Annotated in this window: 19 protein-coding genes and 1 pseudogene; 10 read left to right on the forward strand and 10 right to left on the reverse strand. The window is 64.0% G+C overall.

Translation table 11 applies throughout. From position 1 onward, the window contains the following. Positions 1-47: 47 nt before the first annotated feature. The 9 genes from AC3ANQ_RS16155 to AC3ANQ_RS16195 form a co-directional block, all read right to left on the reverse strand. Positions 48-560 carry a GNAT family N-acetyltransferase gene (locus AC3ANQ_RS16155; protein ID WP_488301970.1) on the reverse strand — a complete coding sequence of 171 codons (513 nt, stop codon included), beginning with the start codon at positions 558-560 and terminating at the stop codon, positions 48-50. Positions 561-961: 401 nt separating this feature from the next. After that, positions 962-1,789, reverse strand: a complete 828-nt coding sequence (locus AC3ANQ_RS16160; RefSeq protein WP_488301971.1) for an inositol monophosphatase family protein — start codon at positions 1,787-1,789, stop codon at positions 962-964. Further along, a complete protein-coding gene (gene ligA / locus AC3ANQ_RS16165) occupies positions 1,786-4,074 on the reverse strand; it encodes an NAD-dependent DNA ligase LigA (RefSeq protein ID WP_488301972.1) in 2,289 nt (762 codons plus the stop codon). The genes AC3ANQ_RS16160 and ligA overlap by 4 nt, the downstream gene beginning before the upstream one ends. Before the next feature lie 57 nt (positions 4,075-4,131). Next, complete coding sequence (locus AC3ANQ_RS16170; protein ID WP_488301973.1) at positions 4,132-4,731, reverse strand: hypothetical protein; 600 nt, start codon at positions 4,729-4,731, stop codon at positions 4,132-4,134. A gap of 142 nt (positions 4,732-4,873) precedes the next feature. Next, entirely contained in the window at positions 4,874-5,632 is a 759-nt protein-coding gene (locus AC3ANQ_RS16175) for a PP2C family protein-serine/threonine phosphatase (RefSeq protein WP_488301974.1), read from the reverse strand. After that, the gene (locus tag AC3ANQ_RS16180) at positions 5,632-6,795 is read right to left on the reverse strand and encodes an adenylate/guanylate cyclase domain-containing protein (protein WP_488301975.1); all 1,164 of its coding nucleotides are present in this window, start codon (positions 6,793-6,795) and stop codon (positions 5,632-5,634) included. Before AC3ANQ_RS16180 ends, AC3ANQ_RS16175 begins: the two co-directional genes overlap by 1 nt. Continuing rightward, positions 6,785-7,399 carry a PH domain-containing protein gene (locus AC3ANQ_RS16185; RefSeq protein WP_488301976.1) on the reverse strand — a complete coding sequence of 205 codons (615 nt, stop codon included), beginning with the start codon at positions 7,397-7,399 and terminating at the stop codon, positions 6,785-6,787. Before AC3ANQ_RS16185 ends, AC3ANQ_RS16180 begins: the two co-directional genes overlap by 11 nt. After that, positions 7,392-8,300, reverse strand: a complete 909-nt coding sequence (locus AC3ANQ_RS16190; RefSeq protein ID WP_488301977.1) for a biotin--[acetyl-CoA-carboxylase] ligase — start codon at positions 8,298-8,300, stop codon at positions 7,392-7,394. Before AC3ANQ_RS16190 ends, AC3ANQ_RS16185 begins: the two co-directional genes overlap by 8 nt. A 47-nt stretch (positions 8,301-8,347) precedes the next feature. Continuing rightward, positions 8,348-9,238 (reverse strand): SDR family oxidoreductase, encoded by an 891-nt coding sequence (locus tag AC3ANQ_RS16195; RefSeq protein ID WP_488301978.1) that lies wholly within the window; start codon positions 9,236-9,238, stop codon positions 8,348-8,350. 211 nt (positions 9,239-9,449) lie between these two features. On the opposite strand from AC3ANQ_RS16195, the gene AC3ANQ_RS16200 reads away from it, so the two are divergent. The 9 genes from AC3ANQ_RS16200 (at position 9,450) to AC3ANQ_RS16240 (ending at position 20,173) form a co-directional block, all read left to right on the forward strand. Further along, entirely contained in the window at positions 9,450-11,033 is a 1,584-nt protein-coding gene (locus tag AC3ANQ_RS16200) for an acyl-CoA carboxylase subunit beta (RefSeq protein WP_488301979.1), read from the forward strand. Next, positions 11,030-11,272: an acyl-CoA carboxylase epsilon subunit gene (locus AC3ANQ_RS16205; protein WP_488301980.1), complete on the forward strand. Its 243-nt coding sequence runs from the start codon at positions 11,030-11,032 to the stop codon at positions 11,270-11,272. Before AC3ANQ_RS16200 ends, AC3ANQ_RS16205 begins: the two co-directional genes overlap by 4 nt. A 136-nt stretch (positions 11,273-11,408) precedes the next feature. Next, on the forward strand, positions 11,409-13,094 hold the full coding sequence (locus AC3ANQ_RS16210; protein ID WP_488301981.1) for a DUF885 domain-containing protein: 1,686 nt from the start codon (positions 11,409-11,411) through the stop codon (positions 13,092-13,094). An 80-nt stretch (positions 13,095-13,174) separates the two neighbouring features. After that, the gene (locus AC3ANQ_RS16215; RefSeq protein WP_488301982.1) at positions 13,175-13,354 is read left to right on the forward strand and encodes a hypothetical protein; all 180 of its coding nucleotides are present in this window, start codon (positions 13,175-13,177) and stop codon (positions 13,352-13,354) included. A 36-nt stretch (positions 13,355-13,390) separates the two neighbouring features. Continuing rightward, positions 13,391-13,885 carry a YbjQ family protein gene (locus AC3ANQ_RS16220; RefSeq protein WP_488301983.1) on the forward strand — a complete coding sequence of 165 codons (495 nt, stop codon included), beginning with the start codon at positions 13,391-13,393 and terminating at the stop codon, positions 13,883-13,885. Between the two features lie 104 nt (positions 13,886-13,989). Continuing rightward, complete coding sequence (locus AC3ANQ_RS16225; RefSeq protein WP_488301984.1) at positions 13,990-14,691, forward strand: TetR family transcriptional regulator; 702 nt, start codon at positions 13,990-13,992, stop codon at positions 14,689-14,691. A gap of 26 nt (positions 14,692-14,717) precedes the next feature. After that, positions 14,718-17,240, forward strand: a complete 2,523-nt coding sequence (locus tag AC3ANQ_RS16230; RefSeq protein WP_488301985.1) for an MMPL family transporter — start codon at positions 14,718-14,720, stop codon at positions 17,238-17,240. 299 nt (positions 17,241-17,539) lie between these two features. After that, positions 17,540-18,217, forward strand: a complete 678-nt coding sequence (locus tag AC3ANQ_RS16235) for a Maf family protein (protein WP_488301986.1) — start codon at positions 17,540-17,542, stop codon at positions 18,215-18,217. Between the two features lie 150 nt (positions 18,218-18,367). Continuing rightward, positions 18,368-20,173, forward strand: coding sequence for an acetyl/propionyl/methylcrotonyl-CoA carboxylase subunit alpha (locus tag AC3ANQ_RS16240; RefSeq protein WP_488301987.1), 1,806 nt, complete (start codon positions 18,368-18,370; stop codon positions 20,171-20,173). 78 nt (positions 20,174-20,251) lie between these two features. Here AC3ANQ_RS16240 and AC3ANQ_RS16245 read toward each other — a convergent pair. Continuing rightward, positions 20,252-20,401 (reverse strand): annotated as a pseudogene (locus AC3ANQ_RS16245) (MFS transporter); the annotation flags it as partial. Between the two features lie 260 nt (positions 20,402-20,661). On the opposite strand from AC3ANQ_RS16245, the gene AC3ANQ_RS16250 reads away from it, so the two are divergent. Beyond that, complete coding sequence (locus AC3ANQ_RS16250) at positions 20,662-22,068, forward strand: MFS transporter (protein ID WP_488301988.1); 1,407 nt, start codon at positions 20,662-20,664, stop codon at positions 22,066-22,068.

Here is a 22,068-nt window from a genome sequence, read left to right on the forward strand (position 1 = left end):
TCTCAGTTTCCGCACCCGGCCCGATAGCCAGGGTTTACGAGGAAACTTTATGGCTGGCGGACATCCTGCCGGTAAACGAACAGCTTTATGTCGGTCCCCGGCACGAACCAATCGCGTTCGGGCTCGCGCTCGAAACCGGTCTTGGCGTAGAGCGCGTTGGCACTTTCCCACGTGGCGCCCGTGGTGAGGGAAACGGCTCTGATGCCTTCCATAGACCGTGCCTGGTCAACAACTGCCTGCACAAGTGCCCGCCCGGCTCCGGAACGCTGCATTTCGGGGTCAACCACCAAAGTGCGCATTTCGAGTTCGTCCGGGAACCCGATGTCCGAAAAGTCGCCGCCTGCCTTGGCCGAGGTGACAGAGCCGATAACTTGGCCGTCGCGCTCGGCGACGAAAACATCCGCGTGCCGGACACGGCCTGCCACATCGCGGAGCTTCTGCAGATACGGGTGGTCCGGGCTGCCGTAGTAACCGGCGGTCACGTACGAGGCCATCGTGATGCGGGCCACGGCGTCGTAGTCTTCGGGCAGGGCGGGGCGGACAGTAATCTGCGAATGCACTGATCCATGGTAGTCGCGACCGAGGTGCTGCGGGTGCCAAAGCGGCGTTTCCGTGACGGAACTATCACCAGGGTTTCGATTTCGGTTGCGGCGTCCAATCCCCCGACGCTCGTGCAGATATGCGCCCCACCCCAATCCCCCGACGCTCCTGCAGATATGCGCCCCACCCCAATCCCCCGACGCTCCTGCAGATATGCGCCCCACCCCAATCCCCCGACGCTCGTGCAGATATGCGCCCCACCCCAATCCCCCGGCGCTCCTGCAGATATGCGCCCCACCCCCCAGACGCTCGCTCAGATACATGTGAGCGTTCAGGGAATACCCCACAAAAGTGGAGGAGCGTTCAGGGAATACCCCACACACGTGAGCGAGCGTTGGGAAAAGCTCGCCAGGGCCCGGAGCTAGAGCGGGAACTTGCCCGAGAGTTCCAAGGTTCCAGCGCAAGTCCAGGCCTCCAAACGGTCGGCGTCCGTGGGTCCGCCGTCCAGCGGGCTGGTCAACCGGGGGCGGCGGACCCAGCAACCGGCTTCCTCGGCAATCAGGGCACCCGCCGCGTAGTCATGTTCGTTGAGCCCGCGTTCCCCGAAGGCATCGTGGGTTCCATCGGCCACGAGACAGAGATCCAGCGCGGCGGAGCCGAGCCGGCGGAGATCGGCGAAGCCTTCCATGAGGGTCCCAAGTCCGGCGAACTGCTCGGCCCTCGTGGCGGGATCGTAGCTGAACCCGGAGGCCACGATCAGCCCGGTCCGGCCCAGTAACGGCCCGCTCAGCTGGGTGCGTTGGCCGCGTTCCTCAAGCCACGCTCCGTGGCCGCGTGCGGCCGAGTAAATGCGTCCCAGTGCCGGGGCGTTGACTACCCCGGCCAGCCAAACGCCGTCGGCATCAGCAACGGCCACGGACGTTGCGTAGTAGACGATGTTCCGGATGAAGTTGGTGGTGCCGTCCAGAGGGTCGATGGACCATCGGTAGCCACTGGGCTGCTCGGGCCGTGTGGTCCCGTGTTCTTCGCCCGTGATGGCGTCGTGCGGGCGGGCCGCGGTAATGGCGTCCCGCACTGCGTTCTCTGCTGCGACGTCGAAGGCGGTCACCCAGTCGCCGGCGTCGCCCTTGTTGACGACGCCGAGACTCCCCGCCGAGTTGCTGCCGGCCGGCCGGCGGGCAAGCACCTCCGCTCCTGCCTCAGCTGCTGCGCGGGCGACGGCGAGAAGCTCCAAAACGTCGGCCGTCATGCGGAAGCTTCCGTGTCCGACGCGGACGCCATTTCGGCTGCGGCGGCATTTTCCATCGCGGCAAGGGCTGAATCTTCTGCGTATTCGTCATCCGTCTCCCCGCCGCCGGCAGGTTCCAGCACACCGTCGAGCAATGCCTTGAATCCGTCCTCGTCCAGTACGCGGATGCCGAGCTGTTCGGCCTTGTCCAGCTTGGAGCCGGCGTTCTCGCCCGCAACCACGTAGCTGGTGTTTTTGGATACCGAACCGGCGGCCTTGCCGCCCCTGATGATGATGGCTTCCTTGGCTTCGTCGCGGCTCAGCGTGGGCAGCGATCCCGTCACCACGATGGTGAGGCCCTCCAGGTTCCGCTGGACGCCGGCGTCGCGTTCGTCAACCATGCGAACCCCGGCGGCTGCCCAGCTGTCAACGATTTCCTGGTGCCAGTCCACGGCAAACCATTCCTTGAGTGCAGCGGCGATGGTGGGGCCGACACCGTCAACATTGGCCAACTCTTCTTCTGACGCCGCCCGGATGGCTTCCATGCTCCCAAGGGCCGTAGCCAGCGCCCGCGAAGCCGTGGGACCCACGTGCCGAATGGACAGGGCAACCAGGACGCGCCAGAGGGGTTGGGTCTTGGCTTTCTCGAGTTCCTTGAACAGCTTGTCCGTGGTGGCCGTGGGTTTCGAGGGGGTCTTCGCAGTGGCCTTGGAATAGAAGTAGGGCACCAGTTCGAAGGTTCCCGTGCCTACTCCCTTGGAGCGCTTCTCACGTTGGATGCGTACCTCGGCGAGGTCCTCCGCTTTGAGGCTGAACAAGGCCGCCTCGCTACGGAGGGGCGGGGTTTCCGGCTCCGCTGGCTGGGTGAGCGCGATGGCTGCTTCCCACCCCAAAGCCTCAATGTCGAAGGCGCCGCGGCTCGCCACGTGGAAAACACGCTCGCGCAGCTGGGATGGGCAGGACTTGGCGTTGGGGCAGCGGATGTCCACGTCCCCTTCCTTGGCCGGAGCCAGGGGCGTGTGGCAGGACGGGCATTCGGTCGGCATCACGAACTCGCGCACTGGAGGATCCTGCTGATCCCGCAGCGCCAGGACCGGACCGACAATCTCAGGAATAACATCGCCGGCCTTGCGGAGCACCACGATGTCGCCGATCATGACGCCCTTGGCCTTGACCACATCTTGGTTGTGCAGGGTGGCCATCTCCACGGTGGAGCCGGCAACCTTGACCGGCACCATCACCCCGTAGGGCGTCACGCGGCCAGTGCGGCCAACGTTGACCTGGATGTCCAGCAGCTTGGTGTGGACTTCCTCCGGCGGGTATTTGTAGGCCACGGCCCAACGAGGCACCCGGGAGGTGTAGCCGAGGGCACGCTGCGTGGCGAAGTCGTCGATCTTGACCACGATGCCGTCGATCTCATGCAGGAGGTCATGCCGATGTTCACCGAAGTGCTTGATGAAGTCCAAGACCTCCTCGAAGGAGTCCAGCACCTTCAGGTACGGGCTGACCGGCAGGCCCCACTCCTCCAGCAGCTTGTACGTTTCAGACTGGCTGGTGGAGTCGAGGCCTTCGCGCGCCCCGATGCCGTGGACGAACATCCGCAACGGACGCTTGGCTGTTTCCGCGGGGTCCTTCTGCCGCAACGAACCGGCCGCGGCATTGCGGGGATTGGCCAGCGGCGCCTTGCCGGCCTCGATCAGGGCCTCGTTGAACTCCGCGAAAGCCTTGGACGGAATAAAGACTTCCCCGCGGATTTCCACCTCGGAGGGATATCCGCTGCCGCTGAGCTGGCGCGGGATCTCCTTGATGGTCAGCACGTTGTGGGTGATGTCCTCGCCCGTGGTGCCGTCTCCGCGGGTGGCGGCACGAACCAGTTTGCCGTCGCGGTAGAGCAGGTTCACTGCCAGGCCGTCGATCTTCAGCTCGGTCAGCCACGCAATGCGGGAAGCCGTCGTACCCAGCTTCTCGACCGACGCCTCGGCCTTGCGGACCCACGCTTCGAGCTCGTCCAGCGAGAAGACATCCTCCAGGCTGTACATCCTCTGGAGGTGCTCGACGGCGGCGAACGCGGCCGACACTTCGCCGCCCACTTCCTGCGTGGGGGAATCGTTGGAGACGAGCTCGGGGTGCAGTGCCTCGAGTTCCTCAAGGCGGCGGTACAGGGAGTCGAACTCGGCATCCGAGACCGTCGGCGCGTCTTCCTGGTAGTACGCGTAGCGGTATTTGCGGACGAGGTCTGCCAGGTTTTCGTACTCTTCCCGCACGGATACGGCCGGAACTGCGGTTTCGCTCTCTGCTGTGCTCACGTACCTATCTTGCCGTAAAGCCGCGACAAAATAAGGCCGCTGGACGACAAGCAGGAATCAGTGGGAGAACCGGTTCCGGCTCCACAGAGCGAAGGCTATGCCGCCTGCCGCCACCAAAACCACACCGCCCATGATTGCAATGACGCCGAACATGTCCGAACCCGGGCCCTTGGCGCCACTGACCGCAGCCGCCTGGGTGGCCTTGAGTCCCTCCTGGATAGGAGTATCCCAATTGGACGACGCCGACGGCGAGGCGCTGCCCGTCGTCGGGCTTGCCGATGGGGTCGCAGAGCTGGAAACCGCTGGGGCCGACGACGGCGCGACGCTGGGTTCCGGTTCGACGGTCACCTGCGTCATGGGAGCCGGCGCGGGTGCGGGTGTCACCGGAGCGGGCGCCGGCGCGACGACGGGCGGCTTGGAGGGCGTGGGATCCACCACCTTCGGCTGGGTCGGCGTGGGCTCAGTTGGTACAGGTGCTGGGGACGTGGGCAAAACCTGTCCCTGGCCGGGAGCCACGACGGTCTCGGCGTGGGCCGAAAGCAATGGGAAAGCGCACATCACCATGGCCATGGCAATGCCCGCGAGGACAACGGAAAACGGGCGTCGCACAGCGGCACGGGTCGCGCCGCCAGAGTGCGCGGAGGAGCGTTGGGTCATGTTTACCTCTGCAGGACGACGCAGGCCGCCCGGAGTTGGGGTGGTATTGACGGGAATCTTCCTACAAAGTCCGGGCGTGTCGCAAATTCCGCCCCCAAAAGCGTTGCCGGGCTGAGCGATTACCTGCACCTCCGGCGTCGTTCTATGTAATCCTGGCATCCACCACGATCGCGGTGACGTTGTCCCGTCCGCCGCTGCGCAACGCCTCCTGGATGAGGGCATCCACCGCCTCCTGCGGCTGCTCCACGGTGCTCAGGATCCGGAACATATGCTCGTCGCTCAGTTCCCCCGTGAGTCCGTCCGAGCAGATCAGGATCCGGTCCCCTTCCTGGACGGGCAGCAACCAGAAATCCGCGTCGTTTTCGCCGCCCGTGCCTAGGGCCCGGGTCACCACATGGCGGCGCGGATGCACAGTGGCCTCTTCACGCGTGATACTGCCTGCGTCGACGAGTTCCTGGACTTCCGAATGGTCCACGCTGATCTGCCTGAAATCGCCCCGGCTCAGGCGATAAGTCCGCGAGTCACCGATGTTCATGACTAGCCAATAAAGGACGCCCATATGCTCGGCGACGACGACTCCGGACAGCGTGGTTCCGGCCCGCCCACCCGTGGCTTTGCGGATCTGGGAGTCGGCGGCAAGGATACATTCTTGCAGGGCGACGGCCGTCGCTGATCGGACGCCCGCCGCCAATTGCGGCATGCTGGCAAGTGTACGCACGCATAATGCGCTGGCAATCTCGCCTGCCTCATGCCCGCCCATGCCGTCAGCCACCGCGAAGACCGGATCCACCGCAATGAGCGAATCTTCGTTGATTTCCCGAATGAGTCCACGGTCCGTCCCGTAGCCATAGCTCAGCGTGAATCCTGGCTCAAGGGCGGTCGCTGCGGACTGTGAATTCATCAGTCGAGAACCAGCCCTTTGCCAAGCCCGCGTGCAAGCCGGACGGGGAGGATTTCCCCGAAGCCGCGAACGTTTTCAGCGGTCTGGGGAACCAGGACGAAACGTTCGTCCTGGCCCAGGGCCGCCGCCGTCATCTCATCAACCAAGACCGTGCCCGGTTCCGCCAACGCGGTGAGGCGGGCTGCCAGGTTGACGGTAGGGCCGTAAATGTCGCCGAGCCTGGAAAGGATGCGTCCCCAGACCATGGCCACGCGGGCTTCCGGCAGGATTTCGTCTTCGGTGAAGGCTTGGGCGAGCGCCAAGGAGATTTCAGCGCCCGCGGTGGGCGTCTCGGCAATGTAGAGGACTTCGTCGCCGACCGTTTTCACGAGGCGTCCGCCGCCGATGGAAATGATCTCCGCGCACTTGTTCTCGAAGCGCTGGACCAACTGGGCCAGGGTCTTCTCGTTCATGCGGCGGGAGAGGCTCGTATAGGAGACAAGGTCGGCAAAGCCCACGGCGCGCGCCAGCGGCAGCGGGGCATCGTCTTCATCGCCCTCGCGGCCCGCCTCGCTGGCCTGCAAGCCGGCTTCGGCGCGGACGGCCAAGCGCTGCACACCGGCGTTCATCTGGCGGCGCCACGAGTACAGGAGGATCTCCTCCATGGCATCCACGAGGTTGGGTAGTTCATTGACCAACTGTTTGCGTGCAACGGCGTCGGGAATGCCTTGCTGCATCACCATGTCTTCGATCAGTGCCTCGACTTGCCACACCACCATGCGGTCAGTCATCTGGCCGATGGCACGGGTCACGGAAATGGCGGCTTCCTCGGTGAGCTTTCCGGCACGGACAAGGTCAAGAATGGTGGACAGTGCGGCGAGGTCGCGCTTAGTGAACGCTACGTCCTGGTCTCCGAAGTTGGGGAAACCCAGGGCACGCCACAGTTTGCGGGCGGACAGCAGGGAGACACCTGCGCCGGCCGCCACTTCACGTCGCCGGAGTTTGCGTTCGCCGCCCAGTAGCCTGCTTTCAAGCGCCTTGATGGCCAGCCGCTCGGATGACAGGGCCCCGGTGGGCGGGGACACGACGGGGAGGACCCCCGTAGGTGCGGGGTCCACGGAAGGTTCGGGCACGGCGTCGGGCTCGTGGTCCATGTACTCAGGCTCCTGCTCGTCAACGCTCATCTCTTCCACCTTCTCTCACATCCCAGGGCAACGCTTCATTCGGGTAACCGCCAGGCCCATCAAAATCGCCGGCTCCGTCACCGAACCTGACACTCGCCGGAAGCTCGGCCATGGCTTCCAGGATGAAACTCCTGAATTTGCCGACCTCCGGGACATCCGCGAGGACGGCGTCACCGGGGTGCCCGGTATCCAAGGATATATTCCCGGAGCGCAATATCCGTTGGAGCAGCGATTGTTTGATCCCCACGCTGCGCACTGCGGCCAGCGGCACCTGCCAGTCGCCCCGGCGAAGCATTCCGAAACGGGCAACTATCCGTCCGCTGGTCAGGATGTACCGAATGCCACGCCAGCGGATGAACGCGGGGAGGCTATAACCAAGCAGCACGATCGCCACAATGGCCAGGCATGCGCCCAGCAGCCATTGGGTCCAGTCACTCGTGATGAGGGGAAGCACCTTGCCCGGTCCACCCTTGACTATCCAGGCACACGCGAACGCCGCCGCAGCCGGGACGAGTATGAATGCCAGGACGGGACCAAAGAGCATCCTTGGCTGCTGCCGCGTGATCACGATGACTTGCTCCCCACGCAGGAGCTCTCTACGCATAACCGCTTTCTGTAGCCCTCAGGTGGACGACGTCGCCGGCGGTCACCACGTGCTCGCGGCCGCTATGGTCCACCACCAGAAGGGAACCATACTCATCCAACCTGGACGCATGCCCCACCAATTCGTGGTCGCCCGGCAGATGAGCTTTCACTTCGCGTCCCAAGGTGACCATGACGGCTTCCACGCGTTTGTGCAGCGACGAACCGCCGGCCAGTCCGGCAGTGGGATCGCCGTCGGCATTGCAGAAACTGCGGTACAGGGCTGCGAAGCGGGAAAGGTAGCTCCGGAGAAGGACGGTGCGGTCCGTGGTGATTGCCCCCTCGAGCAGGAGGGACGTCGCCGTGGGGACAGGCAATTCATCCTCGCCGAGCGTCACGTTGAGGCCGGTTCCCAGGATCACGGCGGGAACCGATCCGTCCCCCATCGGCCCCATCTGGGCCAGGATGCCGGCGATCTTCTTGCCCCGGACCAGGACATCGTTGGGCCATTTGATCTCGGCGGGAAGTCCAGCCGTTTCCAGGAGTGTCTCCCGCAAGGCGAGCGCCCCCAGCAGGGAGAGCCAGGAGTAGCTCTGGGTCGCCACGGGCAGGCCTTGGGCATTGACGGGACGCAGGACGATCGAAACGGAAATCGCCGAGCGGGCCGGAGACTCCCAGTGGCGGTCGAGCCTGCCCCGCCCTGCTGTCTGGTGCTCTGCGGTGAGGACTGCGAGGTCGGCCCACTCCTTGGGTTCCGTGGTGACGGCACGCAGCAGATCGGCATTGGTGGAGCCTGTGGTCTCGACAATCTTCAGTTGCGAAATACCAGCGGCCGCGAGGAAGTCAGGATGAAGCAGGGCATCGCGGTCCAGGCCCAAGCGCGGGTCACGTGGTTCGCTGCTTACAGGCTGTTCGACGTCCATAGACAGAATCCTATCCAGCCAAGCTGGTCCCGGAAGAAGAAGTCCGCTCAGAGGAAGATGTCGGCCACGAGCTTCTCCTCCGGGGCACCCAGGCTGTAGGGCCTGAAGTCCGTGACCCCCGCGGCCCTCAGTACCTGTTCGTCGGTGTAGAAGTTGCCGGATTTGCTCGTTGAACCGTCGCCCAGGTTTGCACCGGTGAGCACAGCGTGGGCGGCGTCGGCCATGATGTCCGAGCCTCGGGCGGCTTGCACGATCTGTTCCCCGCCAGGCATGTTTCGGATGGCGGCGGTGTCAATCAGCGTGCAAGGCCACAGCGAGTTGACCGCCACGCCGTCGTTCTTGAGTTCCTCGGCGAGACCCAGCGTGGTGAGGCTCATGCCGTATTTCGCCATGGTGTACGCCAAGTGCATGCCGGCCCACTTCGGGTCGAGGTTCAGCGGCGGGGAAAGGGTCAGGATGTGGGCGTTGGTCGATTTCCGCAGGGCTGGAAGCGCGAGCTTGGACAGCAGGAAGGTGCCGCGGACGTTGATGTCCTGCATGAGGTCGTAGCGTTTCATGTCAATCGCGTCAGTGCGGGAGAGGTCAATCGCCGAGGCGTTGTTGACCACGACGTCGATCCCGCCGAAGCGCTCGACGGCGGCGGCAACTGCGGCGGCAACGTCGCCGTCGTTGCGGACATCCCCGACGAGCGGCAGCGCTTGGCCACCGGCTGCTTCCAGCTGGTCGGCAGCCGTGAAGACCGTGCCCTCCAGCTTGGGGTGGGGCTCTCCGGTCTTGGCCATGAGGACGATGTTGGCGCCGTCGCGGGCCGCGCGGGTGGCGATTGCCAAGCCAATGCCTCGGCTACCGCCGGACATCAGGATGGTGCGGCCCCTCAGTGATCCACGTGCCTGATAGGGAAGGGCAGGGTTTGCAGAAGCGTCGTTGCTTGAGGTCATGAGGACACTGTAGCCCACCTATGTTACCGGCGAGTAACATTGCTTGATGCTCGACTTGAAGTCGGAAAATTGTAGGGTTTCTACAGCGGTCTGTGGCTTTTGCGTCATTAGACTTGCCAACAGGGCCCGCACTTTGTACGGATGCTACTTAAGAGCGCATGCCTAACGAAGCAGTGCCAGCGTAAATCAGCTACAGAGCCGGAGACATTTGATGAGCCACGATCTGACAACGACAGCGGGAAAGATTGCCGACTTCCGCGACCGCCAGGCCCGTGCAGAACAACCATCCGGCCCCGAAGCCATCGAGAAGCAGCATGCGCGCGGCAAGAACACAGCCCGCGAGCGCATCGACATGCTCCTCGACGAGGGCTCGTTCGTAGAGTTCGACGCGTTGGCCGTACACCGCTCCACAGCTTTCGGCATGGAGAAGAAGAAGCCACTGGGTGACGGAGTCGTCTCCGGCTACGGCACCGTTGATGGCCGCCTGGTCGCCATCTACAGCCAGGAGTTCAGCGTCTACGGCGGCTCCCTCAGCCAGGTCAACGGCGAGAAGATCGTCAAGGTCCAGGAATTCGCCCTCCGCAATGGCTGCCCGATGGTAGGCATCAACGACGGCGGCGGGGCGCGCATCCAGGAAGGCGTCGCCTCGCTTGCCATGTTCGCCGACATCTTCCGGAACAACGTCCACTCCTCCGGCGTCGTCCCCCAGATTTCCCTCATCATGGGCCCTTGCGCCGGCGGCGCGGCCTACTCCCCCGCCCTCACCGACTACGTGGTGATGGTGGACAAGACCTCCCACATGTTCATCACGGGCCCGGACGTCATCAAGACCGTCACCGGCGAAGACGTGGACATGGAAACCCTCGGCGGGGCGCGCCAGCACAACGCCACCACCGGCACCTCCACGTACCTTGCCAGCGACGAAGCCGACGCGATCGAATTCGTCCGCGAACTCCTGGACTTCCTGCCGTCCAACAACCTGTCCGAGGCCCCCGTCCTGGAGCACGAGCAAGAACTAGAGCTCGACGACGACGACCTCGCCTTGGACACGCTCATCCCGGACTCGGCCAACCAGCCCTACGACATCCGCAAGGTCATCGAACAGATCGTGGATGACGCCCATTTCCTTGAAATGCAGTCGCTCTACGCCCCCAACGTGATCATCGGCTACGGCCGCGTTGAAGGCCACACCGTTGGCATCGTCGCCAACCAGCCCATGCAGTTCGCCGGCACGCTGGACATCTCCGCTTCGGAAAAGGCCGCCCGCTTTGTCCGCCACTGCGATGCCTTCAATGTTCCCATCATCACGTTGGTGGACGTCCCCGGCTTCCTGCCAGGCAAGGACCAGGAATTCCAGGGCATCATCCGCCGCGGAGCCAAGCTGCTTTACGCCTACGCCGAAGCCACCGTGCCCAAGCTGACGGTCATCACCCGCAAGGCCTACGGCGGAGCGTACATCGTGATGGGTTCCAAGAAGCTCGGCGCCGACCTCAACCTGGCCTGGCCCACGGCACAGATCGGCGTCATGGGCGCCCAGGGTGCCGTCAACATCCTCTACCGCCGCGATCTTGCCGCCGTCGCCGAAGCCGGCGGCGACGTCGAAGACAAGCGTGCCGAGATCATCCGCCAGTACGAGGAAGAACTCCTCAACCCCTACCAGGCAGCCGAACTGGGTTACGTGGATGCCGTCATCGCGCCGTCGGAGACCCGCCTGCAAATCATCAAGGGCCTCCGCGCCCTTCGCGACAAGCGCGCCAGCCTTCCCACCAAAAAGCACGGAAACATCCCCCTGTGAGCGCGGAACAGAACCTTCCAGACACCACGGACACGGCACCGGCCGAGCCCTTGCTTTCAGTGGTCAAGGGAAACCCGACGCCGGAAGAGCTCGCGGCGCTTGCCGCCGTCGTCGCCTCCCTCGAAGCGCCGCAGGAAGCCGAAACCGCACCGCCCAGCACGCGGCACTGGTTGCGGCGGCAGCAACTGCGCCTGGACCCCACGCCGGGGCCGGGCGCCTGGAAGCGCAGCCGGGGCTAAGTTCCGTGGTGACCCAACTGGGTCGCATTTAATGTCGTTTTGAAGGCTCAAAACGACATTAAATGCCAGCCAGTTGGGTTGGCCAAAGAGTGCAACAACCCTTTCACAAGAGTCTTGTCGCGGTTAGGCTCTTGGGGTGACTACTGAAAACACCACTCCGGTACGTTCCCAGACCGCCATCGACGCCGTAGCTGACGCGTACACCGACACGCTTCTGGCATTGAACCCGAGCCTCGCCACCACCCTCGGCCTGCCCGGACACGAAACCGAATACCAGGATTTCTCGCCCGCGGGCGCGGCTGCATTCGCCAAGGCAGCACGCGATACCCTCGACGAACTGGCCACGCTCGAACCCACGGACGCTTCCGACGTCGTTACCCTTGACGCGATGCGCGAGCGGCTCGGCCTGGCGCTCGAGATCCATGAGACCGGCTGGGACGCCGCGGACCTCAACAACATCGAATCCCCGGCCCAAACCATCCGTGCGATCTTCGACCTCATGCCCACCGATACTGCCGAACACTGGGAGCACATCGCGGGCCGCACAGCCAGTGTCCCGAAAGCGATCGACGGATACATGGCGTCACTTCGTTCCGCGAGGGACGCAGGGAAGGTCTCCGCCGTCCGCCAAGTCAAGATCGTCATCGAACAAACCAGCAAGTACGCGGCCGAGGACGGCTTCTTCGCAAAGCTAGCCTCCGAAGCCGCCATCGACGGCCAGCCGCTGCCCGCACAACTGCAGGAAATGCTCGACGCCGGTGCCGCCGTCGCGCGTTCCGCATACGCGCGTCTGGCAGCCTTCCTCGAAGCGGAGCTTCTCCCCTTTGCTCCCGAAAAGGACGCGGTGGGCCGCGAGCGCTATGCCCTGGCCTCACGTTCCTTCCTCGGCGCAACCGTGGACTTGGAGGAAACGTACAACTGGGGCGTGCAGGAACTCGACAGGCTCATCTCCGAGCAGGAACGAGTGGCCGAGCAAATCAAGCCCGGCGCTTCCATCGAGGAGGCCAAAGCCATCCTCAACAACGATCGAGCCCGGCAGATCAAAGGCACTGATGCACTCAAGGCCTGGATGCAGGAGCTCTCCGACCGCGCGGTGTCCGAACTGGCCGATGTCCACTTCGACATCCCGGACATCATGAAGACGCTCGAGTGCCGCATCGCGCCCACCGACGAAGGCGGCATCTACTACACCGGCCCCTCGGACGATTTCTCCCGGCCCGGCCGCATGTGGTGGTCCGTCCCCGCAGGCGAAGACACCTTCACCACCTGGGCCGAAACCACCACTGTGTTCCACGAGGGGGTGCCGGGCCATCACCTCCAGGTAGCCACCGCCGTCTACCGCCGCGAGCTCCTCAACAACTGGCGGCGCAATGTCTGCTGGGTCTCCGGACACGGCGAAGGCTGGGCCCTCTACGCCGAGAAGCTCATGCTGGAGCTCGGCTATCTCAAGGATCCGGGCGACCACATGGGCATGCTGGACATGCAGCGCATGCGTGCGGCCCGCGTCGTGTTCGATATCGGCGTCCACCTTGAGCTGCAAGTACCGGAACGTTGGGGCAGCGGCACATGGACCTCGGAAAAGGGCTTCGAATTCCTCAAGGCCAACCTTCCCATCAGCATGGGCCAGCTCCAGTTCGAATTCACCCGGTACCTCGGCTGGCCAGGGCAGGCTCCGTCGTACAAGGTGGGGCAGCGGCTGTGGGAGGAGATCCGCGCCGAACTCGAGCGCCGCGACGGGTTCGACCTGAAGTCCTTCCACACGGAGGCGCTGAACATCGGCTCTGTTGGGCTGGATACGCTTCGCCGGGCGCTGCTGGGCTAAGCCAACTGGCTCGCATTTGTTGTCGTTTTGAGGGCTCATAACGACAACAAATGCGAGCTAGATGGCACTAGTTTGTTCCGGTGAGCAATTCATCCAACACCTCGACTTCCGCCGGAAAGACTGCGTCCCGGCTTCCCAAGTGGGCAACGTCCTTCGGCGTCCAGATCATCGCGGCCCTCGTGATCGGCTTGGCCACCATCGCTCACCACCATCGCACGGACGAATCCCCGGCGAATGCCCAGGGGATTCGTCTTTTTTAACGGTGAGAAGTGGCGAATTCTGGATAGGCTCTGTCCATGCTGATAGTCACCTCAAACAAGATTCCGGGCCACAGGATCGACGCCGTCTTTGGCGAAGTCATGGGCCTCACCGTCCGCTCACGGGATATCGGCTCCCAGATGTTGGCCGGTTTCCGCTCCCTCGGCGGCGGCGAGCTCCCTGAAATGACCAAGGCACTCTATGAAAGCCGCCAGGAAGTCATGGCCCGCATGGTCAACGAGGCGCAGCAGCGTGGTGCCAACGCGATCGTGGCCATGCGCTTCGACACGTCCGAGATGGGCGGCAACTGGACCGAAGTCTGCGCCTATGGCACGGCGGTCTTCGCCATTCCCCTGGGTGAAGGCGAGCCCGGCGCCACAGGCCAATCGATCTACCTGACCAGTGCCGCAGGTCAGCAATCAGCACAACAGCCCGCGACGCCGGGAGCACCTCCTGGACAAACGCCGCCGCCGGCGCCCGGACAGTACCAGCAGCCCGCTCCGCACTCTCCCCAGCAACCTTTCCAGCAGTAGGGCAGTCAGCAACGGCCGGCAACGCATAAGCGTGCCGGCCGTTTGGATTTGGTGAGTCAAGATTTAACTTGCTCAGGGTGCAAAGTTGCACTTAGTGTAAATAAGTGACAACTTCCGAAACTACCGCCATCCCTTCGCGCCGGGAACAAAACAAGGTGGCCACCCGCCAAGCGATCGCGGACGCAGCCCTCGCCGTGTTGCGCAGCAGGGGCGTTGGCAATTTCACGGTGGAAGACATCGCGGAAGCGGCCGGCGTATCCCGGCGTACTTTCTTCAACTACTTCCCCAGCCTCGAAGCCGCTTTGGCGTCGGTGACTGAAGGCTTCCTGGACCATGCCCTGGAACAATTCCGCCTGCGCCCTTCCGACGAACCCATCCTCGACTCCGCCCGGGCCGCCCTCATGGCGCTGGCTGACCCCATGACGGTCTCCCCCATGGCCGAGCTCTTCAGCCTCACGCACGACAACCGCGCCCTGGTACGTTCCGAACTCGAAGCCTGGGACCACTGCACCACGCAGATCATCGACGCCGCCCGCCGTCGCCTCGGCCCTGATGTCAACGAGCTCTATTTGCGGGCCCTGGCCGGATCCATCATTTCGTGCGGCAAGGCAGCCATGAGCGTCTGGTTCGAGCAATGCGGCCCGGATCTTTCCGCCGAATCCTTGGCGAGCCTGCGGCAGCACTTGATCGACGCCATCGGCCTGCTCGGTTCAGGCTTCACCGCATCCGCCCCCCAAGGCCCGGCGTCCCAGAGCCCTGCCTCCCACGCCACTCAGCCCCCGGCTGACCCCCAACACTCGGCATAACCACACACCGACAGATCGGTTCCGATATGGCACTCCTGCTCTACCGTCTTGGTAAGTTCTCCTACCGTCACCGTTGGCTGGTGATCTCCCTCTGGCTGGCCGTGCTCGTCGCCGTCGGCGGCTCCGCAGCTGCCTTCCACGGCACCATGTCCAACAACTTCCAGATCCCCGGCACCGAGACCCAGCAGATGCTGGACAAACTCAAGAAGGAACTTCCGGCCTCCTCCGGTGGTTCCGCGGGGATCGTCTTTGAAGCCGGCGACGCCGGATTCAACCAAGCCGGCAAGGACGCCATTGCATCGGCCCTCTCCAAGCTGGAAAAACTGCCGGATGTGCAGTCCACTGTCAATCCCTTCACAACTCAAGCCACGTTGGACAAGGCACCGTCCGATCTTGCTGCCGGCGAACAGAAAGCCGCCGCCGGGCAGGCTGAGTTGGACAAGGCGCGGGCAACCCTCGATGATGGCGATGCCCAGATCAAGGCCGCAGAGCAGCAAATGACCGCTGCGGGTATGCCTGCCGCACAGATCCAGGCCCAACTTGCCCCACAGAAGGCCGAGCTGCTGGCCGGACGCCAAAAGCTTGAAGCAGGCCAGAAACAAGCCGCTGATGGTGCCGCCGCCCTTGCCCTGGCCAAGCGCCAGGTCGCTGCATCCCAAGGCGTGCGATTCGTCTCCGCAGACGGCAAGGCGGCGATCGCCCAGGTCCAGTTCAAGACCTCCATTAACGGCTTGACCCCTGCCGTCCGGCAACAAGTCCAGGACATCGTCCACGGAGTCTCGTCAGCAGGTGTCACAGCACTGGCAAGCAAGGAAATCACCGAGGACGTCTCACAGTTGTTCGGTGTCTCGGAAATCATCGGCATCGCAGTGGCGGCCATCGCCCTCATCGTGATGCTTGGGACGCTTGTCGCCGCAGGCTTGCCCCTCCTCATGGCGATCATCGGCGTGGCCGTGGGCGTCGGCGGAACGTTTGCCCTTACCGGCGTCATCGACATGAGCTCCATTTCCCCGATGCTCGCCCTCATGCTGGGCCTCGCCGTCGGGATTGACTACTCCCTCTTCATCGTCAACCGCCACCGCGGGCAATTGCTTTCCGGGATGGATGCTGAAGAATCAGTGGCACTTGCCACGGGCACCTCAGGCAACGCCGTCCTTTTTGCCGGCCTCACTGTCGTCATCGCCCTTGCCGCATTGGTGGTTCCGGGGCTTCCGTTCCTCGCCGTCATGGGCCTGTCTGCCGCCGCGACCGTGGCAGTCGCCGTCGTCGTCTCCCTCACACTGACCCCCGCAGTCCTCTCGCTGGTCGGCCGGAAGCTGATCTCCAAGCGGGCCTGGGCCAAAGCCGAGCGCCACAACGCAGAGCCGGACCACGCCTCGGCAGATCGCGCCCAGGACCAGCGCCGGAGCAGCCGCGGTTGGGGCGGCCTCGTGACCCGCCACCCGGTGGCCTCGCTGCTTGCCGGAGTGGTGCTCCTCGGGGTGCTGGCCCTCCCGGCTTCCCAGTTGCGCCTCGCATTGCCCGACGGCGGTTCGGAACCGGTCGATTCGCAAGCGTTCAAGGCCTATGACCTCACCCGCCAGAGCTTCGGCGAGGGCATGACCGGACCCATCGTGGTTGTCGGCACGTTCCCGTCAGGACTCAGCGACGACCAGGCGAAGACCAACCCGTTCGACGTCGCGGACAAGCTGCGCAGCGTCGACAACGTCGTGGCAGCCGTGCCGGTAGCCCTCAGCCAAGATCACCGCACCGCCGTTTTCCAGGTCATCCCCAAGGATGGGCCCGCCAGTGCCAGTACCGTTCAGGTGGTCTCGGAACTGCGCGCCAAGGGTTCCGAAATCCAGCAGGCTACCGGAGCCACCATTGGGCTGACGGGGCAGACGGCCGGCAACATCGACGTCTCCGCGAAGCTCGGCGCCGCGTTGCCCCCATACTTGGCGATCGTCGTCGGGCTCTCGCTGATCCTTCTCCTGCTGGTGTTCCGTTCCATCGTGGTCCCGCTGCTAGCCACGGGAGGCTTCCTGCTCTCGCTCGCGGCAGCGTTCGGCGCCGTAGTGGCCGTGTACCAGTGGGGTTGGCTGGGCACCGTGTTCGACGTCCCCAACCCCGGAGCCGTGCTCAGCTTCCTGCCGATCATCCTGATTGGCGTGCTGTTCGGCTTGGCCATGGACTACCAGGTGTTCATCACGTCCGGCATGCGCGAATCGTTCATGCACGGCGAAAACGCGAGGCAAGCCGTCCGGAGCGGCTTCAGCCATGCCGCCGCCGTCGTTACGGCCGCCGCCATCATCATGGTCAGCGTGTTCGCCGGCTTCATCTTCAGCCACCTGACCATGGTCCGGCCGCTCGGTTTCGCCATGGCGTTCGGCGTGCTCGTGGATGCATTCGTTGTGCGGATGACCATCGTTCCGGCCGTGATGTACCTGTTGGGCGATAAAGCCTGGTGGCTGCCGCGGTGGCTGTCCAGGATCCTGCCCGACGTCGACGTTGAAGGCGCCAAGCTGCAGCGAACGACGGCGGCAGGCAGCGCCAAGGAGCTGGTCCACTAAGCGTCAGGTCGGGTCTAAGCGGGCGTCGGTTCTGTGTTCAGAAGCGACGCCCGCTCACCTTTAGCGCCCTTTTCCAAAACCCTCGCTCACCTTTAGCGCCCTTTTCCGAAACCCTCGCTCACCTATAACGCGCCTTTCCAAAACCCTCGCTCACCTAGGTTCAAGGAACATGTCCACCCTGGGGTCATATCAGAAGGAGCGTTGACCGGATGGGCGGCATAGGTGAGCGAGCGTCCGGCCAAACACCCACACACGTGAGCGAGCGTCCGGGTGGGGGCGCCGCGTACTACGCTTGAGCCGTGACCCGATTGATCCTGGCTTCCCAGTCCCCCGCCCGCGCCAAGCTCCTCACGGAGGCCGGCATCCAGCACGAGGTACTCGTCTCGGACGTGGACGAGGACGCCGTGCAAGCCCGATATGGGGTGACCGACGCGCACGACACTGCGCTCCTCCTGGCCCGTGCCAAGGCCGAGGCCGTCGCTTCCCTGCCCGACGCCGAGGGGGCCTTGGTGATCGGTTGCGATTCCGTGTTCGAGTTCGACGGCGAATCGCACGGGAAGCCGTACACGGTGGACGTGGCCAGGGAACGGATGCTGCGCATGAGTGGGTCCAAGGGCGTGCTCCACACCGGGCACTGGCTGGTGGACTGTCGCGATACCGCAGCGGACTTGGACGACGACGGCGGGACGGCGGACGGCACAGGCGCAACGGTCGGCGCGGTATCCAGTGCAGAAGTCCACTTTGTGGAGATGAGCGAGGAGGACGTCGACGCCTACATCGCGACGGGCGAGCCCTTGCACTGTGCGGGTTCGTTCACGATCGATGGCATGGGCGGGGCGTTCATTCGCAAGATCGACGGCGACCCGCACGCCGTCGTCGGGCTCTCCATCTCGACCCTCCGCGATCTGCTGGGGCAAGCGAACGTTGGAATCACCGAACTTTGGACTCAGAACGGCTCCGGGGCGATCAGCGAATAGAAGCCGGTCTTGGTCGCCGGCCCCGCCGCCGATTTCCTGCCTTTGTAGCAACCCTACAAAGACAGGCCCTCTCACACACGGAATCCCCCATCAATATGGGCGGAACCCTCAAAATCACGCTAGGCTCCCTGAAGGACAGAAGGAGTCAACTTGTCAGCTAATCCGGCGCAGCCCATTTCCAGCCCTCTCACCAAGGTCTTGATTGCCAACCGAGGCGAAATCGCGGTCCGCATTATCCGCGCAGCCCGGGACGAAGGCATCGCCTCCGTGGCCGTCTACGCAGACCCCGATCGCGACGCCCTGCACGTCCGGCTGGCAGATGAGGCGTACGCGCTGGGCGGCAACACGGCTGCTGAGTCGTACCTCGTGATGGACAAGTTGATCGAGGTCGCCAAGCAGTCCGGTGCGGACGCCATCCACCCCGGCTATGGCTTCCTCGCTGAAAACGCCGAGTTCGCCAGCAGAGTCATCGACGCCGGCATCACCTGGATCGGCCCGTCCCCGGAGGCCATCTCAGCGCTCGGCGACAAGGTGCAGGCACGCCACATCGCCGAGAAGGTTGGCGCCCCCTTGGTCCCCGGTACTGCCGACCCTGTGGAATCCGCTGACGAGATCCTGGCCTTCGCCAAGGAGTTCGGCCTTCCGGTCGCCATCAAGGCTGCCTACGGTGGCGGCGGCCGCGGGATCAAGGTTGCCCGGACCATCGAGGAAATCCCTGAGCTTTTCGAGTCCGCAGTGCGCGAGGCGGTTGCCGCCTTCGGTCGCGGCGAGTGCTTCATTGAGCGTTTCCTTGATTCTCCGCGCCACGTCGAGACCCAGTGCCTGGCCGACGCCTACGGAAACGTTGTGGTGGTCTCCACCCGCGACTGCTCCCTCCAGCGCCGCAACCAGAAACTCGTTGAGGAGGCTCCGGCACCGTTCCTGAGCGCCGAGCAGAACGAGCGCCTGTACGAGTCCTCCAAAGCCATCCTGAAAGAAGCCGGCTACCTGGGCGCGGGAACCTGCGAGTTCCTGGTGGGCCAGGACGGCATAATCTCGTTCCTCGAAGTCAACACCCGCCTCCAGGTGGAGCACTGTGTTTCCGAGGAAGTCACGGGCATCGACTTGGTTCGTGAGCAGTTCCGCATCGCCCGCGGCGAAAAGCTCGGCTATGGCGATCCTGTGGTCCGCGGCCACTCCTTTGAATTCCGGATCACCGGCGAAGACCCGGGCCGTAACTTCATGCCTGCACCGGGAACCATTAGCACCCTTAAGAACCCGACGGGTCCGGGCGTCCGCATCGACTCCGGCGTCGAGCAGGGCGACGTCATCAGCGGAAACTTCGATTCCATGCTGTCAAAGCTGATCGTCACCGGCGCCAGCCGCGAACAAGCCCTCCAGCGTTCCCGCCGTGCCCTTGAGGAAATGGTGGTTGAAGGCATCCCCACCGTCATCCCCTTCGACCTCGCGGTGGTAACCGATCCTGCGTTCGCTCCGGCCGAAGGCCCGTTCACGGTGCACACGCGCTGGATCGAGACCGAGTTCGTCAACAACATCCCCGCGTGGACGCCCACTGGAGGCGGAACAGAAGCCGCCGACGCCGGTGAGCGCCAGCGCGTCGTCGTCGAGGTTGGCGGCAAGCGGCTGGAAGTTGTCCTTCCGGCGACGCTGGGCTCTGTCTCCTCGGTTGCCAGCACGGGCGCCAAGGGCGCGAAGATCAAGAAGCGTTCCCGTTCCGCGGGAGCCACCGCCGTGGCGGGCGGCAACGCTCTTACCTCGCCGATGCAGGGAACGATCGTCAAGGTGGCAGTGGCCGCCGGCGACGTCGTTGCCGAAGGCGATCTGATCGTGGTTCTCGAAGCCATGAAGATGGAGCAGCCCCTTACCGCCCACAAGGCCGGCACCATCCACGGGTTGGTGGCCAAGGCAGGCGAAACCGTCTCCGCAGGCGCCGTCATCGCGACGATCGAAGACTAAGCAACGGCTTAAGCGGCTCCGGCCCCGCACCACTGGTGCGGGGCCGGAGCCGTTTAACGCGAGTCAGTTAAGACAGGGTCAGGCCACGTTGTTCTCGTAGTCCGTGTCCTTGGTTTCCTTGGACAGGAACAAGGCCACGAGCGTCAGCACTGCCATGGCGCTGAGGTAGACGCTCACCAGGAACGTGCTGCCCTCGGCCGATTCCCAAAGCCAAACCGCGATGAAGGGATCCTGAGCCTGCCGGCAAAGATTATCTGAGAGTTCAATAACAGTTCCCTGTATCCAACAAATGGACAATCAAGTCCAAGATGCGGACGCCCCGAAAAGTCTCATTCTGTGGTCCACGACACAGCAACCTCACCGCCATCTCACGCAATGGTGACCCCCTCCGATAGGCAAATGTCACAGCACGTTTACAAACCGCGACGGTCCGCGAAACGCGCCGTCCCTATCGTTGAGATACAACGTCCCCACAAAGGAGGCACTCCGTGACAGTTGACCGAAGCACCGAAATCCTCACCAACGAGCAGGCGCCCACCGCCCTCGTCCCCGAGCTCGAACACCGCCCTGGCCGCTGGATTGCCAACTGGGATGCAGAGAACAAGGAGCAGTGGGAAGATGCTGGCCGTTCCATCGCCAAGCGCAACCTCTACTGGTCCATCTTCGCCGAGTTCCTGGGCTTCGTCGTCTGGCAGCTCTGGTCGATCGTCGTCGTCCAGCTCCCGGCCGCCGGCTTCAAGTTCGACACGAACCAGATCTTCTGGCTGATCTCTATCCCCAGCCTGGTTGGTGCCACGCTGCGCATCCCCTACACCTTCATGGTCCCGAAGTTCGGCGGCCGCAACTGGACCATCGTCTCGGCCCTCCTGCTGCTGATCCCCACAGCCGGCCTCGCGCTTTGCGTCTCCAACCCCGCGACCCCGTTCGGCGTCATGCTGCTGGTAGCGGGACTCGCAGGCTTCGGCGGCGGCAACTTCGCCAGCTCGATGGCAAACATCACCTTCTTCTACCCTGCCCGTGAAAAGGGCTGGGCGCTCGGCCTGAACGCCGCGGGCGGAAACCTCGGTGCCGCCGTCGCGCAGCTCGTTGTCCCGATCGCCGTCACCCTCCTGGCCGCCGGCACCGTCAACCTGCCCATGGCCGGACTCGTCTGGATCCCGCTGATCCTTGTCGCCGCATTCGGCGCCTGGAAGTACATGAACAACCTCACCAGCGCCAAAGGTGACGTGGCAGGCTCCATCGCCGCGTTGAAGGAGCCGCATCTGTGGATCATGGCTTTCCTCTACATCGGCACGTTCGGCTCGTTCATCGGCTTCTCCGGCGTTTTCCCCAAGCTCATCAAGGACTACTTCCCGGCTTTCTCTTCCATGCACCTCGGCGCGGTGGCTCTCTCGCTCGCCTTCCTCGGACCGCTGGTCGGTTCGCTGGCCCGCCCCTACGGTGGACGCATGGCTGACCGCATGGGCGGAGCCCGGATGACCGTCACGGCCTTCGCAGCGATGGCGATCATCACCTTGACCATGATCTGGACCCTTCCGCTCAAGAACTTCTGGCTCTTCCTGGTCCTCTTCCTGTTCCTCTTCACGGCAAGCGGCTTTGGAAACGGCGCCACCTACCGCATGATTCCGATCATCTTCGCCACCTCCAGCCGGGCCGCGCGTTCCGGGGCCAGCGCCGCTAGCACGGCACGCCTGGCTTCGTCCTCCCTCGGCTTGATCTCGGCGATCGGTGCCTACGGCGGATTCGTCATCCCCCAGGTGCTCAACGCATCCAGTGCTTCCGGCTCCTACACTCCCGCGTTCTACGGCTTCGTCGGCGCCTACGTGCTGATGCTGGCCGTCTGCTGGGTCTGCTACCTCCGGAAGGCCAACCGTAACGCGATGGGACACATCTAA

The organism is Arthrobacter sp. DMZ02-1R (genome assembly GCF_057747935.1).